The 21631-nt window shown below is 66.6% G+C and carries 21 protein-coding genes; 14 read left to right on the forward strand and 7 right to left on the reverse strand.

The features are described from left to right. Positions 1-212: 212 nt before the first annotated feature. From ACWEQQ_RS13860 to ACWEQQ_RS13870, 3 genes are all read left to right on the forward strand, one after another. Positions 213-692, forward strand: coding sequence for a GNAT family N-acetyltransferase (locus ACWEQQ_RS13860; RefSeq protein ID WP_452348463.1), 480 nt, complete (start codon positions 213-215; stop codon positions 690-692). Between the two features lie 773 nt (positions 693-1465). Continuing rightward, a complete protein-coding gene (locus ACWEQQ_RS13865) occupies positions 1466-2395 on the forward strand; it encodes an SMP-30/gluconolactonase/LRE family protein (RefSeq protein WP_452348464.1) in 930 nt (309 codons plus the stop codon). A 1123-nt stretch (positions 2396-3518) separates the two neighbouring features. Then, positions 3519-4616 (forward strand): amidohydrolase family protein, encoded by a 1098-nt coding sequence (locus tag ACWEQQ_RS13870; RefSeq protein ID WP_452348465.1) that lies wholly within the window; start codon positions 3519-3521, stop codon positions 4614-4616. A 241-nt stretch (positions 4617-4857) separates the two neighbouring features. Here the strand turns inward: ACWEQQ_RS13870 and ACWEQQ_RS13875 are convergent, their stop codons facing one another. Continuing rightward, positions 4858-5790, reverse strand: a complete 933-nt coding sequence (locus tag ACWEQQ_RS13875; protein WP_452348466.1) for an AraC family transcriptional regulator ligand-binding domain-containing protein — start codon at positions 5788-5790, stop codon at positions 4858-4860. 257 nt (positions 5791-6047) lie between these two features. Here ACWEQQ_RS13875 and ACWEQQ_RS13880 point away from each other — a divergent pair, with 257 nt between their 5' ends. Then, entirely contained in the window at positions 6048-6386 is a 339-nt protein-coding gene (locus tag ACWEQQ_RS13880) for a hypothetical protein (RefSeq protein ID WP_452340760.1), read from the forward strand. Between the two features lie 86 nt (positions 6387-6472). On the opposite strand, the gene ACWEQQ_RS13885 is transcribed toward ACWEQQ_RS13880, so the two are convergent. The 4 genes from ACWEQQ_RS13885 to ACWEQQ_RS13900 all read right to left on the reverse strand — a co-directional run bounded on the left by ACWEQQ_RS13885 (position 6473) and on the right by ACWEQQ_RS13900 (position 11296). Next, positions 6473-6757, reverse strand: coding sequence for a hypothetical protein (locus tag ACWEQQ_RS13885; RefSeq protein WP_452348467.1), 285 nt, complete (start codon positions 6755-6757; stop codon positions 6473-6475). Between the two features lie 281 nt (positions 6758-7038). Further along, positions 7039-8580: a MutS-related protein gene (locus ACWEQQ_RS13890; protein WP_452348468.1), complete on the reverse strand. Its 1542-nt coding sequence runs from the start codon at positions 8578-8580 to the stop codon at positions 7039-7041. Continuing rightward, complete coding sequence (locus ACWEQQ_RS13895) at positions 8571-10100, reverse strand: MutS-related protein (protein ID WP_452348469.1); 1530 nt, start codon at positions 10098-10100, stop codon at positions 8571-8573. Before ACWEQQ_RS13895 ends, ACWEQQ_RS13890 begins: the two co-directional genes overlap by 10 nt. Positions 10101-10198: 98 nt before the next feature. After that, positions 10199-11296, reverse strand: a complete 1098-nt coding sequence (locus ACWEQQ_RS13900; protein ID WP_452348470.1) for an AraC family transcriptional regulator ligand-binding domain-containing protein — start codon at positions 11294-11296, stop codon at positions 10199-10201. Positions 11297-11591: 295 nt separating this feature from the next. Here ACWEQQ_RS13900 and ACWEQQ_RS13905 point away from each other — a divergent pair, with 295 nt between their 5' ends. From ACWEQQ_RS13905 to ACWEQQ_RS13940, 8 genes are all read left to right on the forward strand, one after another. Continuing rightward, on the forward strand, positions 11592-12566 hold the full coding sequence (locus ACWEQQ_RS13905; RefSeq protein WP_452348471.1) for a quinone oxidoreductase family protein: 975 nt from the start codon (positions 11592-11594) through the stop codon (positions 12564-12566). Positions 12567-12613: 47 nt separating this feature from the next. Continuing rightward, positions 12614-13507, forward strand: coding sequence for a TauD/TfdA dioxygenase family protein (locus ACWEQQ_RS13910; RefSeq protein WP_452348472.1), 894 nt, complete (start codon positions 12614-12616; stop codon positions 13505-13507). A gap of 35 nt (positions 13508-13542) precedes the next feature. Further along, positions 13543-14595, forward strand: coding sequence for a 3-keto-5-aminohexanoate cleavage protein (locus ACWEQQ_RS13915; protein WP_452348473.1), 1053 nt, complete (start codon positions 13543-13545; stop codon positions 14593-14595). 146 nt (positions 14596-14741) lie between these two features. Beyond that, positions 14742-16103 carry an MFS transporter gene (locus tag ACWEQQ_RS13920; RefSeq protein ID WP_452348474.1) on the forward strand — a complete coding sequence of 454 codons (1362 nt, stop codon included), beginning with the start codon at positions 14742-14744 and terminating at the stop codon, positions 16101-16103. Beyond that, positions 16096-16698, forward strand: coding sequence for an RBBP9/YdeN family alpha/beta hydrolase (locus ACWEQQ_RS13925; protein ID WP_452348475.1), 603 nt, complete (start codon positions 16096-16098; stop codon positions 16696-16698). Before ACWEQQ_RS13920 ends, ACWEQQ_RS13925 begins: the two co-directional genes overlap by 8 nt. Continuing rightward, a complete protein-coding gene (locus ACWEQQ_RS13930; RefSeq protein WP_452348476.1) occupies positions 16695-17465 on the forward strand; it encodes a CoA transferase subunit A in 771 nt (256 codons plus the stop codon). Before ACWEQQ_RS13925 ends, ACWEQQ_RS13930 begins: the two co-directional genes overlap by 4 nt. Continuing rightward, positions 17462-18118: a 3-oxoacid CoA-transferase subunit B gene (locus ACWEQQ_RS13935; RefSeq protein ID WP_452348477.1), complete on the forward strand. Its 657-nt coding sequence runs from the start codon at positions 17462-17464 to the stop codon at positions 18116-18118. Before ACWEQQ_RS13930 ends, ACWEQQ_RS13935 begins: the two co-directional genes overlap by 4 nt. Before the next feature lie 216 nt (positions 18119-18334). Beyond that, on the forward strand, positions 18335-19099 hold the full coding sequence (locus ACWEQQ_RS13940; protein WP_452348478.1) for a hypothetical protein: 765 nt from the start codon (positions 18335-18337) through the stop codon (positions 19097-19099). 10 nt (positions 19100-19109) lie between these two features. On the opposite strand, the gene ACWEQQ_RS13945 is transcribed toward ACWEQQ_RS13940, so the two are convergent. Together ACWEQQ_RS13945 and ACWEQQ_RS13950 are read right to left on the reverse strand one after the other, a co-directional pair. After that, entirely contained in the window at positions 19110-19475 is a 366-nt protein-coding gene (locus ACWEQQ_RS13945; protein ID WP_452348479.1) for a hypothetical protein, read from the reverse strand. 99 nt (positions 19476-19574) lie between these two features. After that, positions 19575-20198, reverse strand: coding sequence for a TetR/AcrR family transcriptional regulator (locus ACWEQQ_RS13950; RefSeq protein WP_452348480.1), 624 nt, complete (start codon positions 20196-20198; stop codon positions 19575-19577). Positions 20199-20429: 231 nt separating this feature from the next. Here ACWEQQ_RS13950 and ACWEQQ_RS13955 point away from each other — a divergent pair, with 231 nt between their 5' ends. Both ACWEQQ_RS13955 and ACWEQQ_RS13960 read left to right on the forward strand, forming a co-directional pair. Beyond that, positions 20430-20855: a DUF2871 domain-containing protein gene (locus ACWEQQ_RS13955; protein WP_452340745.1), complete on the forward strand. Its 426-nt coding sequence runs from the start codon at positions 20430-20432 to the stop codon at positions 20853-20855. Positions 20856-20908: 53 nt separating this feature from the next. Further along, a complete protein-coding gene (locus ACWEQQ_RS13960) occupies positions 20909-21277 on the forward strand; it encodes an antibiotic biosynthesis monooxygenase family protein (protein ID WP_452348481.1) in 369 nt (122 codons plus the stop codon). Positions 21278-21631: the final 354 nt, after the last annotated feature.

Here is a 21631-nt window from a genome sequence, read left to right on the forward strand (position 1 = left end):
TGGTCGGACACGACTCGTCCAGGGTAGGCCCCAGCCCTCTCGGTTCAGGGCTCGCTGCGCCGGGCTGTCCCGAGTGCGCGTGCGAACAGCGGGCAGCCCGGCGCAGCCAGCCCTGGACCGAATCGGTCGTCGGATCGTCCCATCCGACGTCAAATCCCTGCCATGCAACACCGTCGAGTGCGACCGCAGTCATCGGCTGCGAGGCTGTCTGGATGACCAGACAAGAGCTGGATCGGCAGATCCGTACGGCCGCCGTATCCGACGCAGCCACTGTCGCCACGCTGCTGGACGCCTTCAACCGCGAATTCGATACGCCCACACCGGGAACCGAGATCCTCACCACACGCCTTCGCCGCACCCTGACCGGCGGCGATCTGGTGGCCCTGCTGAGCGGCGACCCGGCCACCGGCATCGCTGTCGTCTCTTTCCGCCCCGCGGTGTGGAGCGAGGGACCGGTGGCCCTGCTGGAGGAGCTGTACGTGCAGCCCGCCCTGCGCCGCCACCGCCTCGGCCACGCACTGTTGGAAGCCAGCTGCCACCTGGCCCGTGCCCGCGGTGCCGAGGAGCTGCAGATCAACGTCGACGGCGTCGACACCGACGCGCGCCGCTTCTACGAAGCCCACGGCTTCCGCCACACCGAACCCGGCGCACCCGAACCGATGTACTTCTACTACCGCGACCTCACCGACTGAACGCCTGCCGGAGCAAGTTCTCAGATGCGGTCTTAGCGTGACTTTTTCGCGGACCTGGATCTCACACCCCGACAAGCTGAGCCGGGAGGCCTTCACCGTGTTGGGGTTCCGGTAGTAATCGCGCGCAAAGCAACGAAGTTGCCTTGACCAGCGACGATGGCAGGTTGGGGCTGCGAGGTGTCGTGATCGGTGCACCCTGTCCCACAGCCGGAACGAGCGAATGTCCCCTCTACCAGCGAACATCCTGACCTTCGTTGGATTTTCGGCAGTACCCGTCAGACTGAGGTGTGGGCGGGTGGCTATAAGTACGAATTCTGAGACCGCTTATCCATGAATTCGGAGACCGCTCTGGGCCGGTTCGGGGCCGGTGTATCCATGAATTGTGAGACCACCCCGGTCGGCGTGTTCAACGTCCGGGCGTGTCAGAAAGGCTCGGGGTGGAGGTCGTCGGCGGGGATCGCGAGACCTTGAAGGACATCGACGAACCGGCGCAGGTCGCTGCGTAAGTCGGTTAGTGGGTAGCCATCGGCGCCGATGAAGGTGTGGAAAGAGCGTGTGACCGAACGCCCGCCGCGCGGGCTTGCTTGTCGCCGGGCCGCTACTACTGGTCGGCCTGGGTGGCGGACTCGTGGTGGCACCGAACATGGTGATGGCCATGCAAGACGTCCCGGTCAGCGAGAGCGCTCTGCCGCCGCCGTTCAGCAAACCGGCCAGCGCATCGGATCCACGATTGGTGCGGTGCCGGTGCCGCGCAACTAATAGGCTGCCGACATATGGATATGTCTACCAGCCGAATTCGTGTCGTCGGCGTCGCGGCGACCGTCGTGGCCGGACTGCTGTGCGCCACCGGATCCGCACAGGCGGCGCCGGGCAGCTGCGATGGCTGGCAGATGGACACCCTGGCGCAGGGGCTGGGCAACGTGGAGAATCTCGAAACCGATGGGAACGGCGGGTTTTTTGTCTCCGGGCTGGAAGCGCACAAGCTGTACGACATCGACGCGGCCGGCAATGTCACTGTCGTACGAGACGATTTCGCCTACGGACCGGGTGGGTTGCAGCGCGATGGCAGCACGTTGTACGTCAGCGGCGGCATGACCGACGGCACCGTCGGCGTGCACGCGCTGGACACGGCGACCGGCGCGGTGACCCATGTGACCGATCTCACCGGCAACGGCCTGCTCCGGCTATCGAACGGCGACATGCTGACCACCTGGATCGGCCTCGAGGGCACCGCACCGGCCGGTGTCAGCGCTTATCACCACGACACCGGTGTGGTCCAACCGAATTGGGCGCCGGTTCCCCGCGCCGAAGGACTGACATTGAGTCCCGACGGCACGGCGGTCTATACCGATGACATGATCACCGGTCAGATCTACCGTATCCCGCTTGATGATCCCGGGCATTGGACCACGGTGGGCCGCCTCGGCGGCGTCGTCCCCGGCGACGACGACCTCACCATCTCCCAGACCGGGATCCTGTACGTGGCAGCGCATGTCGGCGGTTCGATCGATCGGTTGGATCCGGCGACCGGCGCCACCTGTTCGATCGCGACCGGCATCTCCTGGGGCTGGAGCGGCCCGTCCTCGGTCCGCATCGGCCCGGACGGTGCCGGCTGGGCACTGTATGTCACCGCATTCGACGGCACCTTCCGCCGCATCCGGCCTCCGGCCGGTGTCGACCTTACGCCGGTACAGGCCGGCTGAGGCTGCTCACGGGTGAGTGCCCTTGCAGGGGTCAGCATTTCGGTTCTCCGACTGTGGTCGATGTTGCGGATTCCGCGGATACTCCGACTTATCCATGAATTCGGCCCCAACCCACCATCGCCGCGGGTCAAGGCAACTTCGTTGTTTTTCGCGCGATTACTGCCGGAACCCCAACAGGGAAACGTTGATTCGGAGACGGGGTTCCAAGACCGATCCATCCAGCGAAGCTGGCTGCCGCACAACGGATCTTGTAAGCGATCGTTTTAGAGACAGAACATCAGCGAACTGCGACGGCCACCGAGCGTGGACGTGGATGTCATGTTTCGAAGTCGCCGACGTCCCATCCGCCGGCCAGCGCCCCGACAGACCGCGAGTTTGACAACTGGTCACTCGACCAAGTTAGGTTGATGTGTCATAAGTTAGTCAGACCTGAGTAGACACGAACGGAGAACACCCCTCATGTTCTTGGCAATCATTGGCCTGATCATCGCCGCTCTCGCCGGGACCGGCAGCGCCGCCGCAGGCTCTGCCGACGCCTTCAATCTCCCGGCGATGCCCTGACCAGCTGGTAGTTGGCACGAGAAACGCAGCGCCCGCCCGAGTTTCGGGGCGGGCGCTGGTGGTTGTCGCAGGGCGAGACTCATCGAGCGGTTCCCGGCAGCTTCCTGTCGGTCCTACCTGTCACGGTGGTGGGATGCACATCGCCGAAGCGTGCCGGGCAACACGATTTCCGACAGTCCATCGCCAGTGTCGTCCAGGTAATTTCGGTCTCGACACCGACACGTCGAGAACCCATCGTTTTCCGAACACGCGAAAGGCCCGCAGAAGCGATCTGCGGGCCCCCGTTGCGACCGGACCGGGTAGCTGTTCGCCTCAGGCGGCGAGGGCGGCGGTGATCTTGCGGGTCATCTCGGCGGTGGCAGGGCCGGGCTGGGCGGCGGCGTCGATGGCGATCGCCACGGTGGTGGCGAAGTTGGTGGCCTCGGCCGGGTCCTGCTGCCCAGCGAGGCGGCCGACGCAGAGGCCGCGGTGAGTCCCACCACCGCGCTCGCGGCCATCAAAGCCTGTGTGGTCCAGCCGATTCGATATTGCCCGGGTGTAGAACGGGTTCTAGATTGGGTCGATGCGGGGAGACTCCAACAACAAACTGGCCATCCGGAACGTCCGCGTCTTCGACGGTCACGGGCTGGGGGAACCGGTCACCGTCGTCATCGACGGCACCGTGATCGGCACCGACGCCACCGGCGCGCAGACCCTCGACGCCGGCGGCGCCATCCTCATTCCGGGCCTGATCGACGCCCACGTCCACCTCGACAGCCTCGACGCGCTGGATTCGTATGCCGCCCACGGCGTCACGACCGCCCTGGACATGGCATCGCTGCAGGGCGAGCTGATGGCGGCCCTGCGCGAGCGCACCGCCACGACCGACGTGCGCGGCGCCGGTGTGCCGATCATCGCCTCGGCCGGCGTGCACGCCCAGGTGCCGGGCATGGCGCAGGTCGAGGTCATCACCGGCCCGGCCGACGCGGAAACCATGGTGGCGCAGCGCGTCCGCGACGGCAGCGACTACATCAAGATGGTCCTGGAAGCCCCCGGCGAAGGCGGCCCCGACGCCGAGACCGCCGCGGCGGTCGTCCGTGCGGCCCACGCGTGCGGCCGCGTCGTGGTCGCCCACGCCATCACCCCTGGCGCGTACGCCATGGCCGTCGACGCCGGAGTCGACATCCTCACCCATGTCCCCATCGGCGCGCGCATCCCGGCCGCCGACATCGACCGCCTCGGCGCCGGCGGCCACCAGGTGGTCCCCACCCTCGCGATGATGGAAGGCGCCGCCGAAATCTACAGCGTCAGCAAGTATTTCGACGCCACCCTGGCCACCGTGGGCGCCCTGCACGCCGCCGGCGTGCCGATCCTGGCCGGCACCGACGCCAACCGGATGCCCGGCATCCCCTTCCACCCGCCCCACGGGGCGAGCCTGCACCACGAACTGGAACTGCTCGTGCGCGCCGGACTCTCACCCGCGGCGGCCCTGCACGCCGCCACCGCCGCCCCGGCGCGGCACTTCGGCCTGAGCGACCGCGGCGCCATCGCCCCGGGCCTGCGCGCGGATCTGGTGCTGCTCGACGCCGACCCCCTCGCCGACATCGCCGCCACCCGCGCCATCCGCGCCATCTGGTGCGGCGGCACCGAACACGCTCCCGCGCAAGCACTTCCGGTCTGAGGCGACCGATGCGCGGGCCGCGGCGGTCAGTCGCCGCCGTCCTGGGGTCCCGGAAAGCAGCCTCACGCAGCCAGATCACAACCTGGAACTTGAACGGTCACACTGGCAAGGTTCGCAGTCAGGGCTACCGGGCCTGGGGCTGGTGCACCGCGGGCCCGATCGTGATGTGTGCGGGCAACCCCGGCAGGTCGATGCCCAGATGTCGGGCGACCTCACGCTGAGCAACTGCGCCACGATGCATTCACACCAATTTCTCGGTGCCGCCCCAGCGTTGAAGAGCGCGGCGTAGCGATCGTGCATCCGCGTACCCGAGGTGGGATGCAACTGTGCCGAAGGACATTCGGGCATGGCGCAGTAGGTGCTCGGCGCGCGCGTGGCGTGCTTCGTCGAGTTGCTGTTGCCACGTTGTGCCGTAGTCGGCCAGCCTGCGTTGCACGGTGCGGGGGCTGAGCGAAAGTCGGTGTGCGACCACGTGCAGGGACGGTGTCTTGTCGGCGAAGGCTTTCGCCAGGGCGTCGTTGAAGCTGTCTCGCCAATCTGGCAATGGCCTGCTCCTGGATGCCGTCATCTCGGCGTAACGGCGGAATATGCGGGCGAGTTCGGGATCTGCCGGCTGAAGTGGCTGGGTATCCGAGCCCAGGAATGTGATGGAGTTGGTCTGCCCACCGAAGTCGAGACGTCGCGTACCGAACGCATCCGCCAGCAGTTGGGATGTCCGCGGGGCCGGGTGGGCGAACCCGACATGCAGCGGCACAATCGAGTGGCCGATCGCTTCCCGGCAGCGGCGCAAGATCAGGAGCATGATGAATTCGTGGATCGCGCCCGCAGCCGGCGTCCACGATGCTTCCGAACCGTAGCGCAGTGTCAGCTGAGCCCCGTCCGATCGGACGTTCATCGTCGCTGAGGGGTCGACGAGCAGATGCAAGTATTCCGCAGCCTGCTGGGCACCGTCGGCGAGAGTGGCACCGCTGGTGAACAGGTAGTCCCAGACATGCAGGCTGCCCACTGCGGCCAACTCTGCCGCCCGCAACCCTGGCATGCCCTCGGGTGCCGCGGTCGTCATCATCTCCCAGAGGCGCAGGAGCGAGTTGGTGGGGGGACGAACAAGGTCGTCATCCAACTGATGACGTGTCAGACCGGTTAGGTTTTCGGCGTCGGCGGCCGCAATACCCAACCGACCAGCAGTCCTCAACACCAGACGGGTGATGTGTGATGACACCGTGCCCTCGATCGCAGCCCGATGTTGCGCGCCCGAGCCGATTTCTGCGCCACTCCCTCGAGGTTGACCTCCCATGCGAGAGCAAACCTCAGCGGTGTCGTGTTTAGTCCCGAGATTGACGCGCTCCTGCATCCGAACGCCGTTGCCGCGCACCTACTTTGGTCAAGAACGGGCCGCGATCCGCGGCCTGATCGATTGAAGGAGCTTCGAAAATGGCGGTACTGAGTGTCATGGAATGGGTCGGCAATTCGCCGACTTTCTACGTTGCGATCATCGAGCGCATGGGCGTCCAGAACGCACCGGCCGAGGGCATCCTCCTCCATATCGCGGGGGAAACCGCGACTGGAATGCGGATCGTGGAAGTGTGGGATGACGAGGACGCATTTGAGGCATTCGTCCGCGAGCGACTGCTACCTGCCGCCGAAGACGTTGGTTTGACCACGGAGCCCGCCTACACGGTCACCGCGGTCGCCAACCTTTTCGCCCCTACATTTGATCCGCTCCGGGAACTCGCGGATGGCTTCGCGGCCGTGGCTGCCGCGCAAGAGTAGGTTCCGTTCCCCCGCACTGTTCGCCGGGCTCTGCCGGCACAGAGCACGGCGGCGACCGCTACCTCATAGCTCAGTGGTGGATGAAGTCATTCGCCGCTGGGTGGCTCGGCCAGTCCCACCGCAGCTGGAAATGACCGCAGTTGTTCTCGACGTGCTGGGTTTTCCTCAGCGTTTGCCAGTTCATGGAGGACTCCGAGGAGCCGTTCCTGCTGCTCGAAGGGGAGCTGGCCGATGGTCCAGGCCACGCTGTCCATCATGCTGACCACCGCGGCGTCCAGGTCGTCGTCGGTGTCGTCGTAACTGTCCAGCCACCACATGACGTCAACGACAAGGCTGGTCAGCACCGGGACCAAGGGGTCTGTATTTTTCATCCTGACAAATCCTATCGGACGTACATTCAGCTGCGAAGTTGTTGGTGGGCAACGTTTTCCACGTCGGCTTGTGCGCCAACCTTGCGGGCGAGGAACGAAGTCGAACCCCGCATGGTGCCCCGAAGTCACGCATGGCGCGACTACCCCGCCCACCACCCGCACACCGGGCTGTCCGCCGATATCACCGCCGGACAGGCCGGTGCCGGGCATCTGGTCACCTATCCCACCGACAAACGGTGGCCGCCCCGGTCGGCATCGACCCGTCGCGGAGGGGCGAACGGTCACGGTGGAGACAGTGGACGCGCCGGGCTCAGACCACCGCGCCCTGGTAGCGCAGCTCCGTCTGAACCGTGGAAGGCAGTAGGAGCGTCGAAGATCCGGCGGAAGACGTCGTCGGCGTGGCTGGTGGGTTCCGGGGGTGCCGGTGTGAAGGAGAAGGTCCGGGTGCCGTCCGGGTGGTGGCCGGCGCGGAGGAAGAGATCGGTCGGGTGGGCGGATTGGTGACGGCGGTGGGCGAATTCGTAGAGGTGGGTGACGAAGACGATTGAGACGCCGGCTTCGAGGAGTGCGTCGACGAGTGGGGCGGCGATGCGGGTGGCGTCGTGTTCGCTGGTGGAGGAGAACGACTCGTTGCACAGCAGCAGGGAGTTCGGGGTGATGCGGTCGACGATGCGGCTCATGCGGGCCAGCTCGTCGGCCAGCTTGCCGTGGGACAGGGTGCGGTCCTCGTCGGTGACGAAGTGGGTGTAGACGCCATCGCGGACATCGGCTTCGAATGCGTCCGCGACGACGTACATTCCGGCCTGCATCATCAGCTGGGCGGTGCCGATGCTGCGCAGCAGGGTGGATTTGCCGCCGCTGTTGGCTCCGGTGATGACGATCAGGGAGCGGCCTGTGGCGTCGATGTCATTGCCGACCACCGGGTGGCCGGGGGTCAGGCCGAGTGCGACGTCGCGCAGGCCGGTGCAACGCAGTCGCGCTTGACCGGCGGGATGCGGGGTTGGCAGGCACACCGGTAGCCCGGCATTGCGGAAGCGGTCGTGTAGTGCGAGACAGCCGAGGTAGAAGGCGAGTTCGCTGCGCAGTCGCCGGAAGAAGTCCTGCACGTGGACGACCGCGTCGTTGACGACATCGGCGATGACGGACACGGCTCGGTCGCGCAGTTGCATGACCGGGTCGAATTCGGGGTCGGGTTCGTCGATGACGCGAAAGGCGTGGCGGCTCGGGCGATCGAATCCGAAGCGGCGACGGCGGATCGGCTCGTGCAGCACGATGCCCGCGATCCGGTTGCCGGCGCCGAGCCCGGCGCTGATGTGCAGACCGCGGTCGAAATCCATTGCCGCCAACTGTGCTTCGACACTGTCGAGATATCGGTCGTCGAGCTCAGCCGCTATGACGGCCATCAGATGGGTGAATCCGGGCGCTCGGAACCGGCGGCCGTCCCGATCGCAGAGGGCGCGCAATCGCCGGAGGAACGTGATCAACTCGGTCAGGGGTTCCAGCGCGAGCAGCAGTTTCCCACTGGCGCGGTGCAATGGACCGGCCTTGCGGCGCCTGACTTCGGTTGCCTGGGACGCGATCAGGTAGAGCTCGCGCACCAGTATCGGATGAGCCTGGCAGTCGGCGAGCACGGCGTGCCGGTAGCGGATCACCTCCGGATCGGTCACCGGTGCTCCCAGCCCGGCCCGCACGGCATCACGGATGACAGGATCGTCGGAGGCCGCAGTGCACAGCGCCTCGAGACCGAGATCATCGAAGGCGTTGTCCCCGTTGCCTGCTGGACGCGGTTCGTAGTCGGCAGGATGGAGAAGATTCACCTGCATGCGGCGATCCTGGCGGTCACGAGGTCGTAGGTCAGCCCGAAGCGCTCGGCGAGCACCACGGCGTGGGCATGGCCGTCGGCCGGTCTGCGCTCGATGCGGAACGTGCGCCGGGACGGATCGCCGGGGTCGGTGGCCACCATGCTGACCGTGGCCGGTCCGGACCGGGCCAGCTCGTCGAAGAAGGTGACCCACACGGCCATCGCGCCACGCTCGACGATCCGATCGAGCACATCGCCGCCGATCCGCACGGCATCGGCGGTACTGGTCGCGCTGAAACTCTCATTGAGGATGATCACGCTGTCCGCGGTCGCCTCCGCGAGTGTGTCGCGGAGGCGCAGCAGCTCCTCGGCGAGACGCCCATCGGGATCGGTTGGCTGCTCGGCACGTTCGAAATGCGTGAACAGCCGGTCCGCCAACGGCAGGCAGGCACTGCGGGCCGGGACCGGGCAGCCGAGCGCGGCGAAATAGATCAGCTGGCCGGCCGTGCGCGCGAAGGTCGTCTTCCCGCCCTGGTTGGGACCGGTCACCACCAGCACTCGTTCCGGACCCGACAGCCGCAGATCGTTGCACACCACTTCGGTGTCGGCGCGCCCGCGACGGGTGACCAGTGCGAGGTCGAACGCGCCTTCGGCGTGAATCTCCGTGCCCCGGGTCGCCAACTGTGGCAGGCACATCGCCCGGTCTGTTCCACTGACCCGGCGGACGAAGGCGAGATACGTCAGATAGAACTGGATCTCCCGATCGAACGCCATCACCGCGGTGTCGGCGAACTGCCCGTGGTTGCGGGCGAATTCGGCGAGTTGCTCGAAGCTCCGAGGGTGCAAAACGGCGACACGATCGAGTATCTGCTCCTCCATGTGATTGATGTCGTCCCAGTCCGAGCGTGGCCGCCCCGGCCGTGGCGCACCGACACCGAAGCGCGAGAACAAACTCGCGATCGCCGCGCTGTAATCCGCCTCAGCGCCGACAGACCCCACTTCGAGGGTGCGGTCGACGATCCGCACGCTGTAGTGCACCGAGCTCAACGCCTGCTGCGCCTGGTGTACGGCCGTGGCCAGATGCCCGAAGTCGGGCCCAACGATGTATTCGGCGATGAACTCACGCCATCGGGTCAGCGCACGAGCGGACAAGGGGAGTGCGGCCAGCGCCTCGGTGAACCGCGTTACGGCCTCGACGTATTCGGCAGCAGCACTGAGCTGCCACCACTGACGCTGATGCGGATGATGCAGGCGTTCCTGCCAATCGAGCCGTTCACGTGTGCGGCGCATGCCGGCGGCGAACGCGTCGAACACTTCCCGCACCGAATCATCCGCGAGATCGGCGAAGATCTCGTGTCGGTACCTCACCGTCTCCGGGTCCCGGACGGGTTCGGAAAGCCAGGCCCGCAGCCGGTATTCATCGGCCCCGACGACGGCGGCGATGATCCGATCGATATGGAGGTCGGTCACCGCGCCCGAATCCACGATCAGGCTGTCGCCCAACGCCACTGAGTCCGGCCACAGCATGCTGACGCCCGGCATACTCCCCACCTCCATCAGGTATGCCAGCCCTCGGCAACGGCGGGCGAGCCTCGGACGGACCTATTGCACGGTAGAGAAATACCTTACCGGCCGTCAAGCTATCTGTCGGATTCTGGTTCCGCCGCCGCATTAGGCGCAGGTCGATGACGGTGGCCTTCCCGGTCCTGGTGGGCGTCATGGACTTTCGGGCGCACGGTGGGCTTGCCCTGGGCACGCCAGGTTCTCGGGCTGCAGCCGTGGCGTTTCGTGAACCAGCGGGAGAAGTTGCTGGGGGAGGAGAAGGCCAGCATTTCGGCGATCTCGGTGAGGGAGTGGCGGCGATTCGTGACCAGGTGCTGGGCCAGTTCGGCGCGGGTGGAATCCAGGAGGGCGGTGAAGGTTTCGCCTTCCGCGGCGAGGTGCCGGTGGATGGTGCGGCGGTCGACGCCGAGGCTGCGAGCGATCTGTTCGACCGAACAGCGGCCGGTCGGCAGCAGGAGTTCGATCAATTCCCGGACCCGGTCGATGGTGGTGGCGGTGGCGGTGAGGTCGGTGGAGCCGAGGAACTGCTGGGCGTAGGTGCGCAGCAGCGGGTCCGACATGGCGTTGCGCGCGTCGAGATCGGTTGTGTAGATGATGATTCCGTTGAAGTCCTGACCGAAGGTGATGTTCGGCCCGAGCATGCGGTGATGGGTGCTGCGGTCGGACGGCGCGGCGTGGGCGAAGCGGATCTCCACCGGCTGCCAGCCGCTGCCGAGGAATCCGCGCAGCAGGCCGTGCAGCACTCCGACGGCAAGTTCGATGGCCTGGCGGGTTTCGCCGGGCTGCCCGATATCGAGCCCGAGCCGGATGGTGGCGAGACCGTTGCGTTCGGTGAGGCGGGTGTGCAGCGCCTCGTTGTACATGTGCTCGTGCCGGGACATGACCCGCAGTGCGCTGCGCACATCCGGTTCCTCGCGGATGACCAGGCTCAATGGGCCGAGGTTCGCGAAGCGTCGCCGCTCGGCCAGGCGCAGCCCGAAGTCCTCGCACTGCGCGGCGGCGGCGGAGCGTTCGAGCAGATCGGCGATGGTGGCGGCCGGCACCCAGCGGTCCGGCAGGGTCAGGCTCGCCGGATCGAGCCCGGATTCGCGCACCAGGCGAACCGGATCGAGGCCGACGGATCGTCCCAGCTCCACGTAGTTGTTCAACGCGGCATAGCGGGCGAGCGGCTTCACCACACATCCTCTCGTGTCCCGAGCTGAATGGATTCTTGTCCCGCAAGGATAAGCAAATGACTGTGATCCGCCTTACTCTGGGTTCATCACAACGAGTTGACCAGCGGAAAGCAGGAAGTCGCGGTCGGTGAGCGCACCCGGCACGAATTCTGCGCAGGTCTCTCGTTCTCGATAGCCCGGGCCTCCGAGCGTCCCCGCAGCCGCGGGCACGCGACGGGTCGGTGCCGGGTACCCCTGTCGGACCCAGAACGCCGATCGCCGCACCGGCGCGGTCGCGTCGAAAAGGAGATGCACTGTGGCACAAGCTGTTCGCTTCTACGAAACCGGTGGACCCGAGGTATTGCGGTGCGAGACAGCCGAAGTCGGCGAGCCCGGACCGGGCGAGGTCCGGATTCGGCACGAAGCGGTCGGCTTGAACTTCGCCGACACCTACTTCCGCACCGGCCTCTACCCGGCGGCGCTGCCCGCCGGCATGGGCGTCGAGGCGGCGGGCGTGATCGAGGCGGTCGGTCCGGACATCACCGATTTCCGGGCGGGTGACCGCGTGACCTACACCGGCAGCCCGCTCGGCGCCTACAGCACCGAACGAGTGATGCCCGCCGAGCACCTGATCCGGTTGCCGCAGGAGATCCCGTTCGAGACCGCCGCCTCCATGACCATGCGCGGACTCACCACCGCATACCTGCTGCGGCGCATTCACCCGCTGCGCGCCGGGGACACCGTGCTGCTGCACGCCGCCGCCGGCGGTGTCGGCTCGCTGTTCACCCAGTGGGCGAAGTTGCTGGGCGTCACCGTGATCGGGACGGTGTCGAGCGAGGAGAAGGCCGCGATCGCCCGCGCGAACGGCTGCGATCACGTCGTGCTCTACACCCGCGAGAACGTCGCCGAACGAGTCCGGGAGATCACCGACGGCAAGGGCGTGCCGGTGGTCTACGACAGCATCGGGAAGACCACCTATCAGTCGTCTCTGGATTCCTTGGCGCGGCGTGGCCTGCTCGTCTGCTTCGGCACCGCGTCGGGCCCGGTCCCCCCGATCGACGCCATGCAGTTGGCGGTGAAGGGTTCGCTGTTCGTGACGCGCCCCGCGCTCGCCGACTACATCGCCGACCCCGCCGAACGAGCCGAACTCGCGGGTGAGCTCTTCTCCCACGTCGCCGCGGGCCGCATTCGCGTCGACATCAATCAGCGCTACGTGCTGCCCGACGCGGAGCAGGCGCACCGCGACCTGGAGTCCGGTCGCAGCGTCGGCACCTCGGTCTTCGTGCTCTGAAACTCCGGCCGCCCGTTGCCGCGGCTCACACCCCTTGGAGGACTGTCATGACAACCCTTACCCCGCTGGAGGATTCGACGCTGCGCTGGTCGATCGGCGTGACGCCGCTGACCTGCACCATCGGTGCCGAGCTGTCCGGCGTCGACCTGGCCGCGGCCGCGCACGATGCCGATCTTTTCGCCGAATTGCGCGCCCTGCTGCTCGAATACAAGGTCCTGTTCGTCCGCGATCAGGACATCAGCCGCGCCGACCACGTCGCGCTCGCCCGTCGCTTCGGCGAGCTGGAGGACCATCCGGTCGCCGGTAGCGACCCGGACCACCCGGGCCTGGTGCGCATCTACAAGGATCTGGACAGCGCGCCGGAACACTACGAGAACGCCTACCACTGCGACGCCACCTGGCGACAGCATCCGCCGATGGGTTCGGTGCTGCGCTGTGTGGAGGCGCCGCCCGTCGGTGGCGACACCATCTGGGTGAATATGGCCGAGGCGTACCGGCGTCTGCCCGACGAGGTGAAGAACCGTATCCGGGGCCTGCGCGCCCGGCACAGCATCGAGGCCAGCTTCGGCGCGGCCATGCCGCTGGAGCAGCGTCACGAACTGGCGCAACGCTTTCCGGACGCCGAGCACCCGGTGGTGCGCACGCACCCGGAGACCGGCGAGCAGATCCTGTTCGTCAACGCCTTCACCACACACCTGGTCAATTACCACACCCCCGAGAACGTGCGCTTCGGCTTCGATTACGCGCCGGGCGCGGCGGAGTTGCTGCACTACCTGATGCGGCAGGCCGCGGTCCCCGAATACCAGGTGCGCTGGCGGTGGACCCCGAACAGCTTCGCCATCTGGGACAACCGGTCCACCCAGCATTACGCGGTCCAGGACTACTGGCCCGCGGTCCGAAAGATGGAGCGCGCCGGGATCATCGGCGACCTCCCGTACTGACATCCCTTCCAGCCCACTCACATTGGAGTAAACCCATGCATTTCCACGACGATGCGCTGTTCCCGGAGGTCCAGGAGAAGCTGGTCATCACCGTCGCCCCCTACGGCCCCGAGTGGGAGCCCGACGACTTCCGCGAAGACCTGCCGCTGACCATGGACGAGCACGTCCAGCAGGCGGTCGACTGCTACAACGCGGGCGCCACCGTCCTGCACATCCACGTGCGGGAACTCGACGGGAAGGGCTCCAAGCGGCTCTCGAAGTTCAACGAGCTGCTGGGCCGGCTGCGAGAGGCGGTGCCGGACATGATCCTCCAGGTCGGCGGCTCCATCTCGTTCGCGCCGGAAGGTGATGGCGCCGACGCCAAATGGCTCTCCGACGACGCACGCCACATGCTCGCGGCGCTGGATCCCAAGCCGGATCAGGTCACCATCGCCATCAATACCAATCAGATGAACATCGTCGAGCTGATGACCGCCGACGACATCGCGGGCACCTCGTTCACCCGCCCGGAGGTGTACGAGGCCTACCGCGAGATGCACGTCCCGGCGGGACCGGGCTGGGTGGAGGAGCACCTGAAGCGATTGCAGGCGGCCGGAATTCAACCGCACTTCCAGCTCGCGAACATCGCACAGCTCGAGACGGTGGAACGGCTGATCCGCCGCGGCGTCTACACCGGCCCGCTCATGGTGACCTGGGTCGGCATCGGCGGCGGCTTCGACGGACCCAACCCCTACAACATGATGGAGTTCATCCGCCGGGTCCCCGACGGCGCGGTGCTGACCCTCGAAACGCTCATGCGCAGCGTGCTGCCGGTCAACACCATGGCCATCGCGATGGGTCTGCACGCGCGCTGCGGCAACGAGGACACCCTCTGGGGTCGCAAGGGCCAGAAGATGACCTCGGTGCAGCAGGTCGAGCAACTGGTGCGCATCGCCGGTGAGCTGGGTCGCGAGGTCGCCACCGGCAAGGAGGCGCGCGAGATCTACAAGCTCGACGAGCGCTACGCCGACGCGGACGAGACGCTCGCCAAGCTCGGCTTCGCGCCCAACCGCAAGCCGGGCCAGGTCGGCTTCACCCACCACGCCTGACCCGCTCGCACCGGGCCGCCTCTCGGGTCGCTGATCAGGCAGTGCCCGATTTCCGGGGGCACACGGCCGACGGTCGTGTGCCCCCGGTTCCCTCTCTAGCTCCGGTGTGCACCACCGTCTCGCACACCGGATACGTAGGAGCACCAATGGAGTTGCACACTACCGCCGCCGGGACGGACGGCCAGCCGGCCGCCGCCCCGGCCACGGCGGTCGCACGGACCCGCCGGGCGTATCCGTGGCTCATCTTCGCGCTGGCCTTCGGTCTGCTGCTGGCCGACTACATGTCGCGCCAAGTTCTCAGCGCGGTCTTTCCCTTCCTGAAAACCGCATGGGGACTCTCGGATTCGCGGCTGGCCTCGCTCAGCAGCGTGGTCGCGCTGATGGTCGGCCTACTGACGTTGCCGCTCTCGCTGCTGGCCGACCGCTGGGGCCGGGTGCGCAGCCTGGTCCTGATGGCGGTGTTGTGGAGCGCGGCCACCCTGCTGTGCGCGGTGGCCGCCGACTACCCGCAGATGCTCGGCGCCCGCTTCCTCGTCGGCGTCGGTGAGGCCGCCTACGGCAGCGTCGGAATCGCCGTGGTGCTCAGCGTCTTCGCGCCCCGCATGCATGCCGCGCTGAGCGGCGCGTTCATGGCGGGCGGATCGTTCGGATCGGTGCTGGGCGTGGCGTTCGGCGGGGTGATCGCCGTGCACTTCGGATGGCGCTGGTCGTTCGCCCTCATGGCGGTCTTCGGGCTGGTCCTGGCGGCGCTGTTCCGGGCGGCCGTCAGCGAGGAGAAGCTCGCCCGGCACGCCGCCGACCCGGCGCCGAGCCAGGAAAGTGGAGCGGGCCTGCGGATTCCGGTCTCGACACTGTTCACCAATCCGGCGGTCCTGTGCGCGTACGTGGGCAGTGCCCTGCAGATCTTCACCGCAGCGGTGCTGCTGTCGTGGATGCCGAGCTTCTTCGGCCGCTACTACGACCTGGCCCCGGACCGGGCGGGCGCGGTCGCCTCGGTGTTCGTGCTGCTCGTCGGCGCCGGAATGGTGGGCTGCGGGATGATCACCGACCGAGTCAGCCGCACCGACATGGCCCGCAAATGGACCGCGGCCATCGTGTTCTGCGCGATCGCCCTGGCCTGCCTCGCAATCGGTTTCGCCGTCGGCCACGGTCCGCTGCAGCTACTGCTGATCGGCGTCGGGGCGTTCTTCTCCGGCGGATCGTCGGGACCGGCCGCGGCCATGGTCGCCAACCTCACCCACCCCTCCGTCCAGGCTTCGGCCTTCGGCACCCTCACCCTCGCCAACAGTCTGCTCGGCCTGGCACTGGGCCCGTTCGTCGTCGGCGTCCTAGCCGATCACCTCGGATTGGCGAACGCGCTGCGGCTCGCGCCGCTGACCTATCTGCTCGCCATCGCCGCACTCGCGCTGGGCAAGCGGGCCTATCCCGCCGGGCTGCGCAGGCTCGCCGCGCTCGACTCCGGCCTGACGCATCGACCTTCGAAAGGACTTGCCGCACCCCATGAATGAGACCACCACACCGACCGTTGTGATCGTGCCCGGGCTGCGCGACCACGTCCCCGACCACTGGCAGACCCGGCTCGCCGACCAGCTGGACCGGGTCCGCACGGTGCCGCCGCTGGAGCGGGACAAGCTCTCCTGCGCCGCCCGCGTCGCCGCCCTCGACGCGGTGCTCACCGAGATCGACGGGCCCGTCGTGCTCGTCGCCCACAGCGCCGGTGTCATGATCACGGTGCGATGGGCTCAGCAGTCCACCCGGCCCGTGCAGGGCGCGCTACTGGCCACGCCCCCGGATTTCGAGACCCCGCTACCGGACGGGTACCCCTCGCGCGAGGAACTGGACGCCAACGGGTGGACGCCGATTCCCTGGCGGCGCTTACCATTTCCCAGCATCGTCGCCGCCTCCACCAACGACCCGCTGGCCACCTACCGGCGTGTCTCCGGGATGGCGGAGGCGTGGGGGAGTCGACTGGTCGATCTCGGCGAGGTCGGCCACCTCAATCCCGCCTCGGGATACGGGGATTGGCCGCGCGCGGCCGAGCTGCTGCGAGAACTCGTCGAGGAGACGACGCCGGTGGCGGCCGCACCGGAGGCCACCCGATGACGAAGGTCGCCGCGTCGGCCGCGGCCGCCGTCGCCGACATCACCTCGGGCTCCTCGCTCGCGGTAGGTGGATTCGGGCTGTGCGGTATCCCCGACGCACTCATCGACGCGCTCGCCGCCCGCGAGGTCACCGACCTCGAGGTGATATCCAACAATTGCGGCACCGATGCATACGGCCTCGGAATTCTGCTGGCGGACAAGCGCATCCGTCGCATCATCGCCTCCTATGTGGGCGAGAACAGCGAGTTCGCCCGCCAGTATCTGGCCGGCGAACTGGAGGTCGAGCTGACCCCGCAGGGCACCCTTGCGGAGAAGCTGCGGGCCGGCGGCGCGGGCATTCCGGCGTTCTTCACGCCGGCGGGGGTCGGTAGCCCGGTCGCCGATGGCGGGCTGCCGTGGCGGTATGCCGCGGACGGATCGGTCGCGGTGGCCTCGCCCGCCAAGGAAGTACGCACCTTCGGCGGCGGCTGGGGTGAGCGGCGTTATGTGCTCGAAGAAGCGCTCACCGCCGACTTCGCGCTGGTGCACGCCCGCATCGGCGACACCGAGGGAAACCTGGTGTTCGAGAAGTCGGCCCGCAACTTCAACCCGCTGGCCGCCATGGCCGGACGCTGCTGCATCGCGCAGGTCGAGTACCTGGTTCCCGCGGGCGATCTCGATCCGGCGCGTATCCACCTGCCCGGCGTCTTCGTCGACCGGGTGGTGCACACCGGACCGCAGCTCAAACACATCGAGAAACGAACCGTCGCCCAGGAGCAGTCGACATGACCACGGCCACCACGAATCTGGGCTGGTCCCGCACCGAAATGGCCGCCCGGGCCGCCCGCGAACTCCGCCCGGGCGAATACGTCAATCTCGGCATCGGGCTGCCGACCCTCATCCCGAACCATCTACCCGCCGGCGTTCGCGTCACCTTGCACTCCGAGAACGGAATCCTCGGCACCGGACCGTATCCGGCCGCGGCAGACATCGACGCCGATCTGATCAACGCAGGCAAGGAGACTGTCACCACCGTGGCGGGGGCGTCGTTCTTCGACTCGGCCACCAGCTTCGGCATGATCCGCGGCGGGCACATCGACACCGCTGTGCTCGGCGGGATGCAGGTCTCGTCCGCGGGCGATCTGGCGAACTGGATGGTCCCCGGCCACATGGTCAAAGGTATGGGCGGAGCAATGGATCTGGTGCACGGCGCCGGTCGCGTCCTGGTGCTCATGGAACACACCGACAAGACCGGAGCGCCGAAGATCGTGTCCCACTGCACGCTTCCGCTGACCGGCGAACGGGTGGTGCACCGCATCATCACCAACCTCGCCGTCATCGATGTCACTCCGGCCGGACTGATGCTGCGCGAATGCGCCCCCGGCATCATTGCGGCGCAGGTACGGGCCGCCACCGCCGCACCGCTGGCCGTCGCGTCCTGACGCATCGTCGAGTTCACCGAAACCCTACCGATGACCGCGAGCGGCAAGATCCTCAAAGCGAGCTCGTCGCGGCCCATACCGCCCCAGGGGCAACGGTTCTCGCGAACGACACAGCCTCCGGCGCCTGACCGCCGGATGCGGGGCCTATTACCCCCGCTAACCACGGGTGAGGACCGCAGTGCCGCGCCCGATTCCATCAATGATGATGAGGTACCCATGAAAATGAGGAAATCCGCGGTAGTCGCCGCGTTCGCAGCGACTGCAGTGGTCATTCCCGCCGCAACGGCCTACGCGGAACCGACCGCAGGCGACGAATCCGGCTCGGTGGCATACGAAGTCACTCGGCAGGGCGACTCCGCTGTTATTACCGTCAGCGACGGCACACTGCGCCGTCTCGACGAGCAACTGGTGCTCTTCGACCGGCACGACCGACCCGTCGCCGCGCTCCCATTGACCTACCGCATCGACGACACCGCCTACCCTGTCACCGCCCGACTCGACGGCTCGACCGCGACCCTCACACCGTCGAAGGCCAACCCGCAGCAGATCACTCGGGTCGACGCCCGCGACGTCGTGACCGTCGACCAAGCGGCAACCCAAGTGGCCGAATCCTTTACGCCACGTGACGCACAAGCCCTGGGTGCATTCGCGCAACGCGTCGCGATCGGTGCGGCCGTCAGCGCTGTGCTCGGTGCCGTCCTCGGCGCCGGTGTCGGCTGTCTGGTCGGCGGTGCCGCGGGCGCCGTCATCTCCAGCCCGGTCATCGCCTTGCTGGTGCCCTTCGTCGGCGCCACCGTCGCCGGATGCGTACTCGGCATGGCAACCCTCGGCGCGGTCGGTTCCATGGCCGGCATCGTCCTCGCCGGCGGACCCGTCACCCTCTTCTCGGCCATCCAGTACTTCTCCACCATCCTCACCCCCTGCCCACCCGAACTCCCGTACTGCAAGGATCCGGCCCAGCCTGCGCCACAGGCGAAATAGCCGATAGTGCTTATCCGTTCGCGCCGGAACTGCGGGCATCCAGTTCGGCGCGGGCGGTGGCGAACCACGCCTGGGTGCCGACCAGACCGGCGTCGATGTCTTTCCGTGCGCCCTTGAAGCCGTAGAGATCGCCGGCGAATCGGGTCAGCACCGACCCCTCGTGCTCGTCGAGTTCCTCCAGCAGGTCGCCTTCCTCTAGCAGGTAGGCGACCCCGGCAACCTCGCCGCTCGTCCACACGGACCGGTAGTCGTCCCACCCGTTCCGCCTGACCGCAAGCGCCCGTTCGACGAGGTCTGCTCGCAGCGAATCTCTTTCAGCGTCGGTCGGCTGCCGAGTCTTGAGATGATCCCAGTTGATCCGTTCTGCGTCGGACACGTCGGATCCCGTCCTTCCTGGTCGGTTATGGGCGGTACTGCGCAAATGTACGTCGCAGCCCTGAGTGGCGGTTTCCGCTCAACGCGGTCGTCGAAATCCTCAACCGACTTCCGGCTCCGAGTGCGACAGCAGGAGCGCGAGCGTGTTTGTGAGCCATCGCTCGTACGCCGCAGGCGTCCAGCCGGCATCGGTGACCAGGCTGTGATAGACGTCGTCCGTCATCAGTGAAACTGCGACGTCTGTGGCGTTGACGTCGAGATTTCTACCGGCATCGCGAATCTGCCCGATGACTGCGTCGATTTCGATGCGGTTGCGTCGCATAGCTTCGGTCCTGGCGTTAGCGATGTCGGCATCGATGCTGGCTCCGGAGTGAAGCAGGGTGAGGATGTCACCGCACCGCTCGCGGACTTGCCGGCTCCCTCTTGCCAGTGTCCGGATCAACTCCATGGGATCGTCGAGGTGCTCGGACTCGGCCCGCAGGTCGATCAACCCCGCTTCTTCCTCGAGCAGGTCGATGAGTCCCCGCAACACTCCGGCCTTGGAGCCGAAGTGCGAGTAGATCGTCTGCGGTGCGACCCCGGCCTCGCGGGCGATGCTCCGAATCGACGTACCCGTGTATCCGCTCTCGGCGAAGAGCCGGCGTGCGGTGGTCAGGATGATCCGCAGCGTCAGTTGCTCACGTCGATCACGCAAGCGGATCACGCTGGATTGCTCCGCCGACATCTACTCCTCCTGTCAACAACCTCACCTCGCCAGTCAGCGTATCGAGCCCCTCGTCGTCGACTTGCTCGTACTACATCGAGTGTAGGAGAGCATCGGACTACCTACTAGACCACTGTTCCATTTAACGATCATCTGTTCTAGTGTGGTGGTCGTCATGATGGCCGACCGGCCGACAGGATCGGGCAGGGTGCCCAAAGGTGGCCAGCACCGAACACTCCGACAAGGATCTCGATGAAACAGCTCTACTACGCGGCGACCCTCTATACCGTGCTCGGACTGGTGTCCGGGTTGTTCTATCGCGATTTCACCAAGTCCCACAATTTCACCGGGAAGACCGAGCTTGCGATCACGCATACGCACCTCCTGTCGCTCGGCACGCTGTTTTTTCTCATTGTCTTGGCCCTGGAAAAGCAGTTCGCACTTTCTTCACAGCGGCTGTACGGATGGTTCTTCTGGACGTACAACGCAGGTGTCCTCTGGTCGGTGGCCTGCATGACGATGATCGGCATTCGGACCGTGCTGGGCCACTCCGAGAGTGACTTGCCAGCCCATCTGGCCGGAGGTGGACACATCCTCCTGACCGTTGGGTTCGCGCTGTTCTTCGCCTGCCTGTATCGGCCGGTGACGGCCCGTCAGGAAGAACCCGTCCAGGTATGACGGATCGGCATCTCAAGATTTACGAATCAAGGTAGAAACGAAAGGATGAAACAATGATTCAATTCAAGGCACTGGATCCCGCGGTCCCACTCTCCGTGCAGCTGCAGGAAACCACCGGTCCGATCACCGTAATCAACATTTTTGTCGTCCCAGCCGAGTTGGCTGATGACTTCTTGAAGATCTGGGCCGCGGACGCTTCCTTCATGAAGTCGCAGCCGGGCTTCGTCTCCACTCAAATGAACCGCGGAATCGGCGGCAGCCAGCTGTTTGCCAATGTTGCAGTGTGGGAATCCTCCGCAGCACTGTTGGCGGCTTTGTCCAACCCAGAGTTCCAACAGGGGGCAGCGAAGTATCCCGACGGGATCGTTACCTACCCAACTGCATTCCAGAAGATCGCCGTCGAGGGGATCTGTGGCGCTTGACAATCGCGCCTGACACTGCCGGGGCGGGCCGGAAGACCGGGTCCGCCCCAGCAGTGTCAGGCGCGGAAGGCCACGTCCGCGGTCGTTGCGTCGATGTCGGACCCCTGTCCGGAATTTGGTTGAGAATCCGCCACTTTGGGTGAGACCTGGCAACCACATCTCGTGAGAGTTGTGAGTTCTCAGCCGACCTGGCGGAGAGCGAGCCTCTGACCTGCGGTCGGCCAGCCGCGATGGGGCGGCTGCCGGTGGGTGTTTCTCAGACCGAGTGGCGGTTTCCGCAGCGTCGGCGTTGAACGCAGTCGACGCGATTCGGCGGCCGTGAACTGGGACCGGGATTCGGGTGCGGGATGTCGG

The sequence above is a fragment of the Nocardia sp. NPDC004123 genome, from assembly GCF_053603795.1.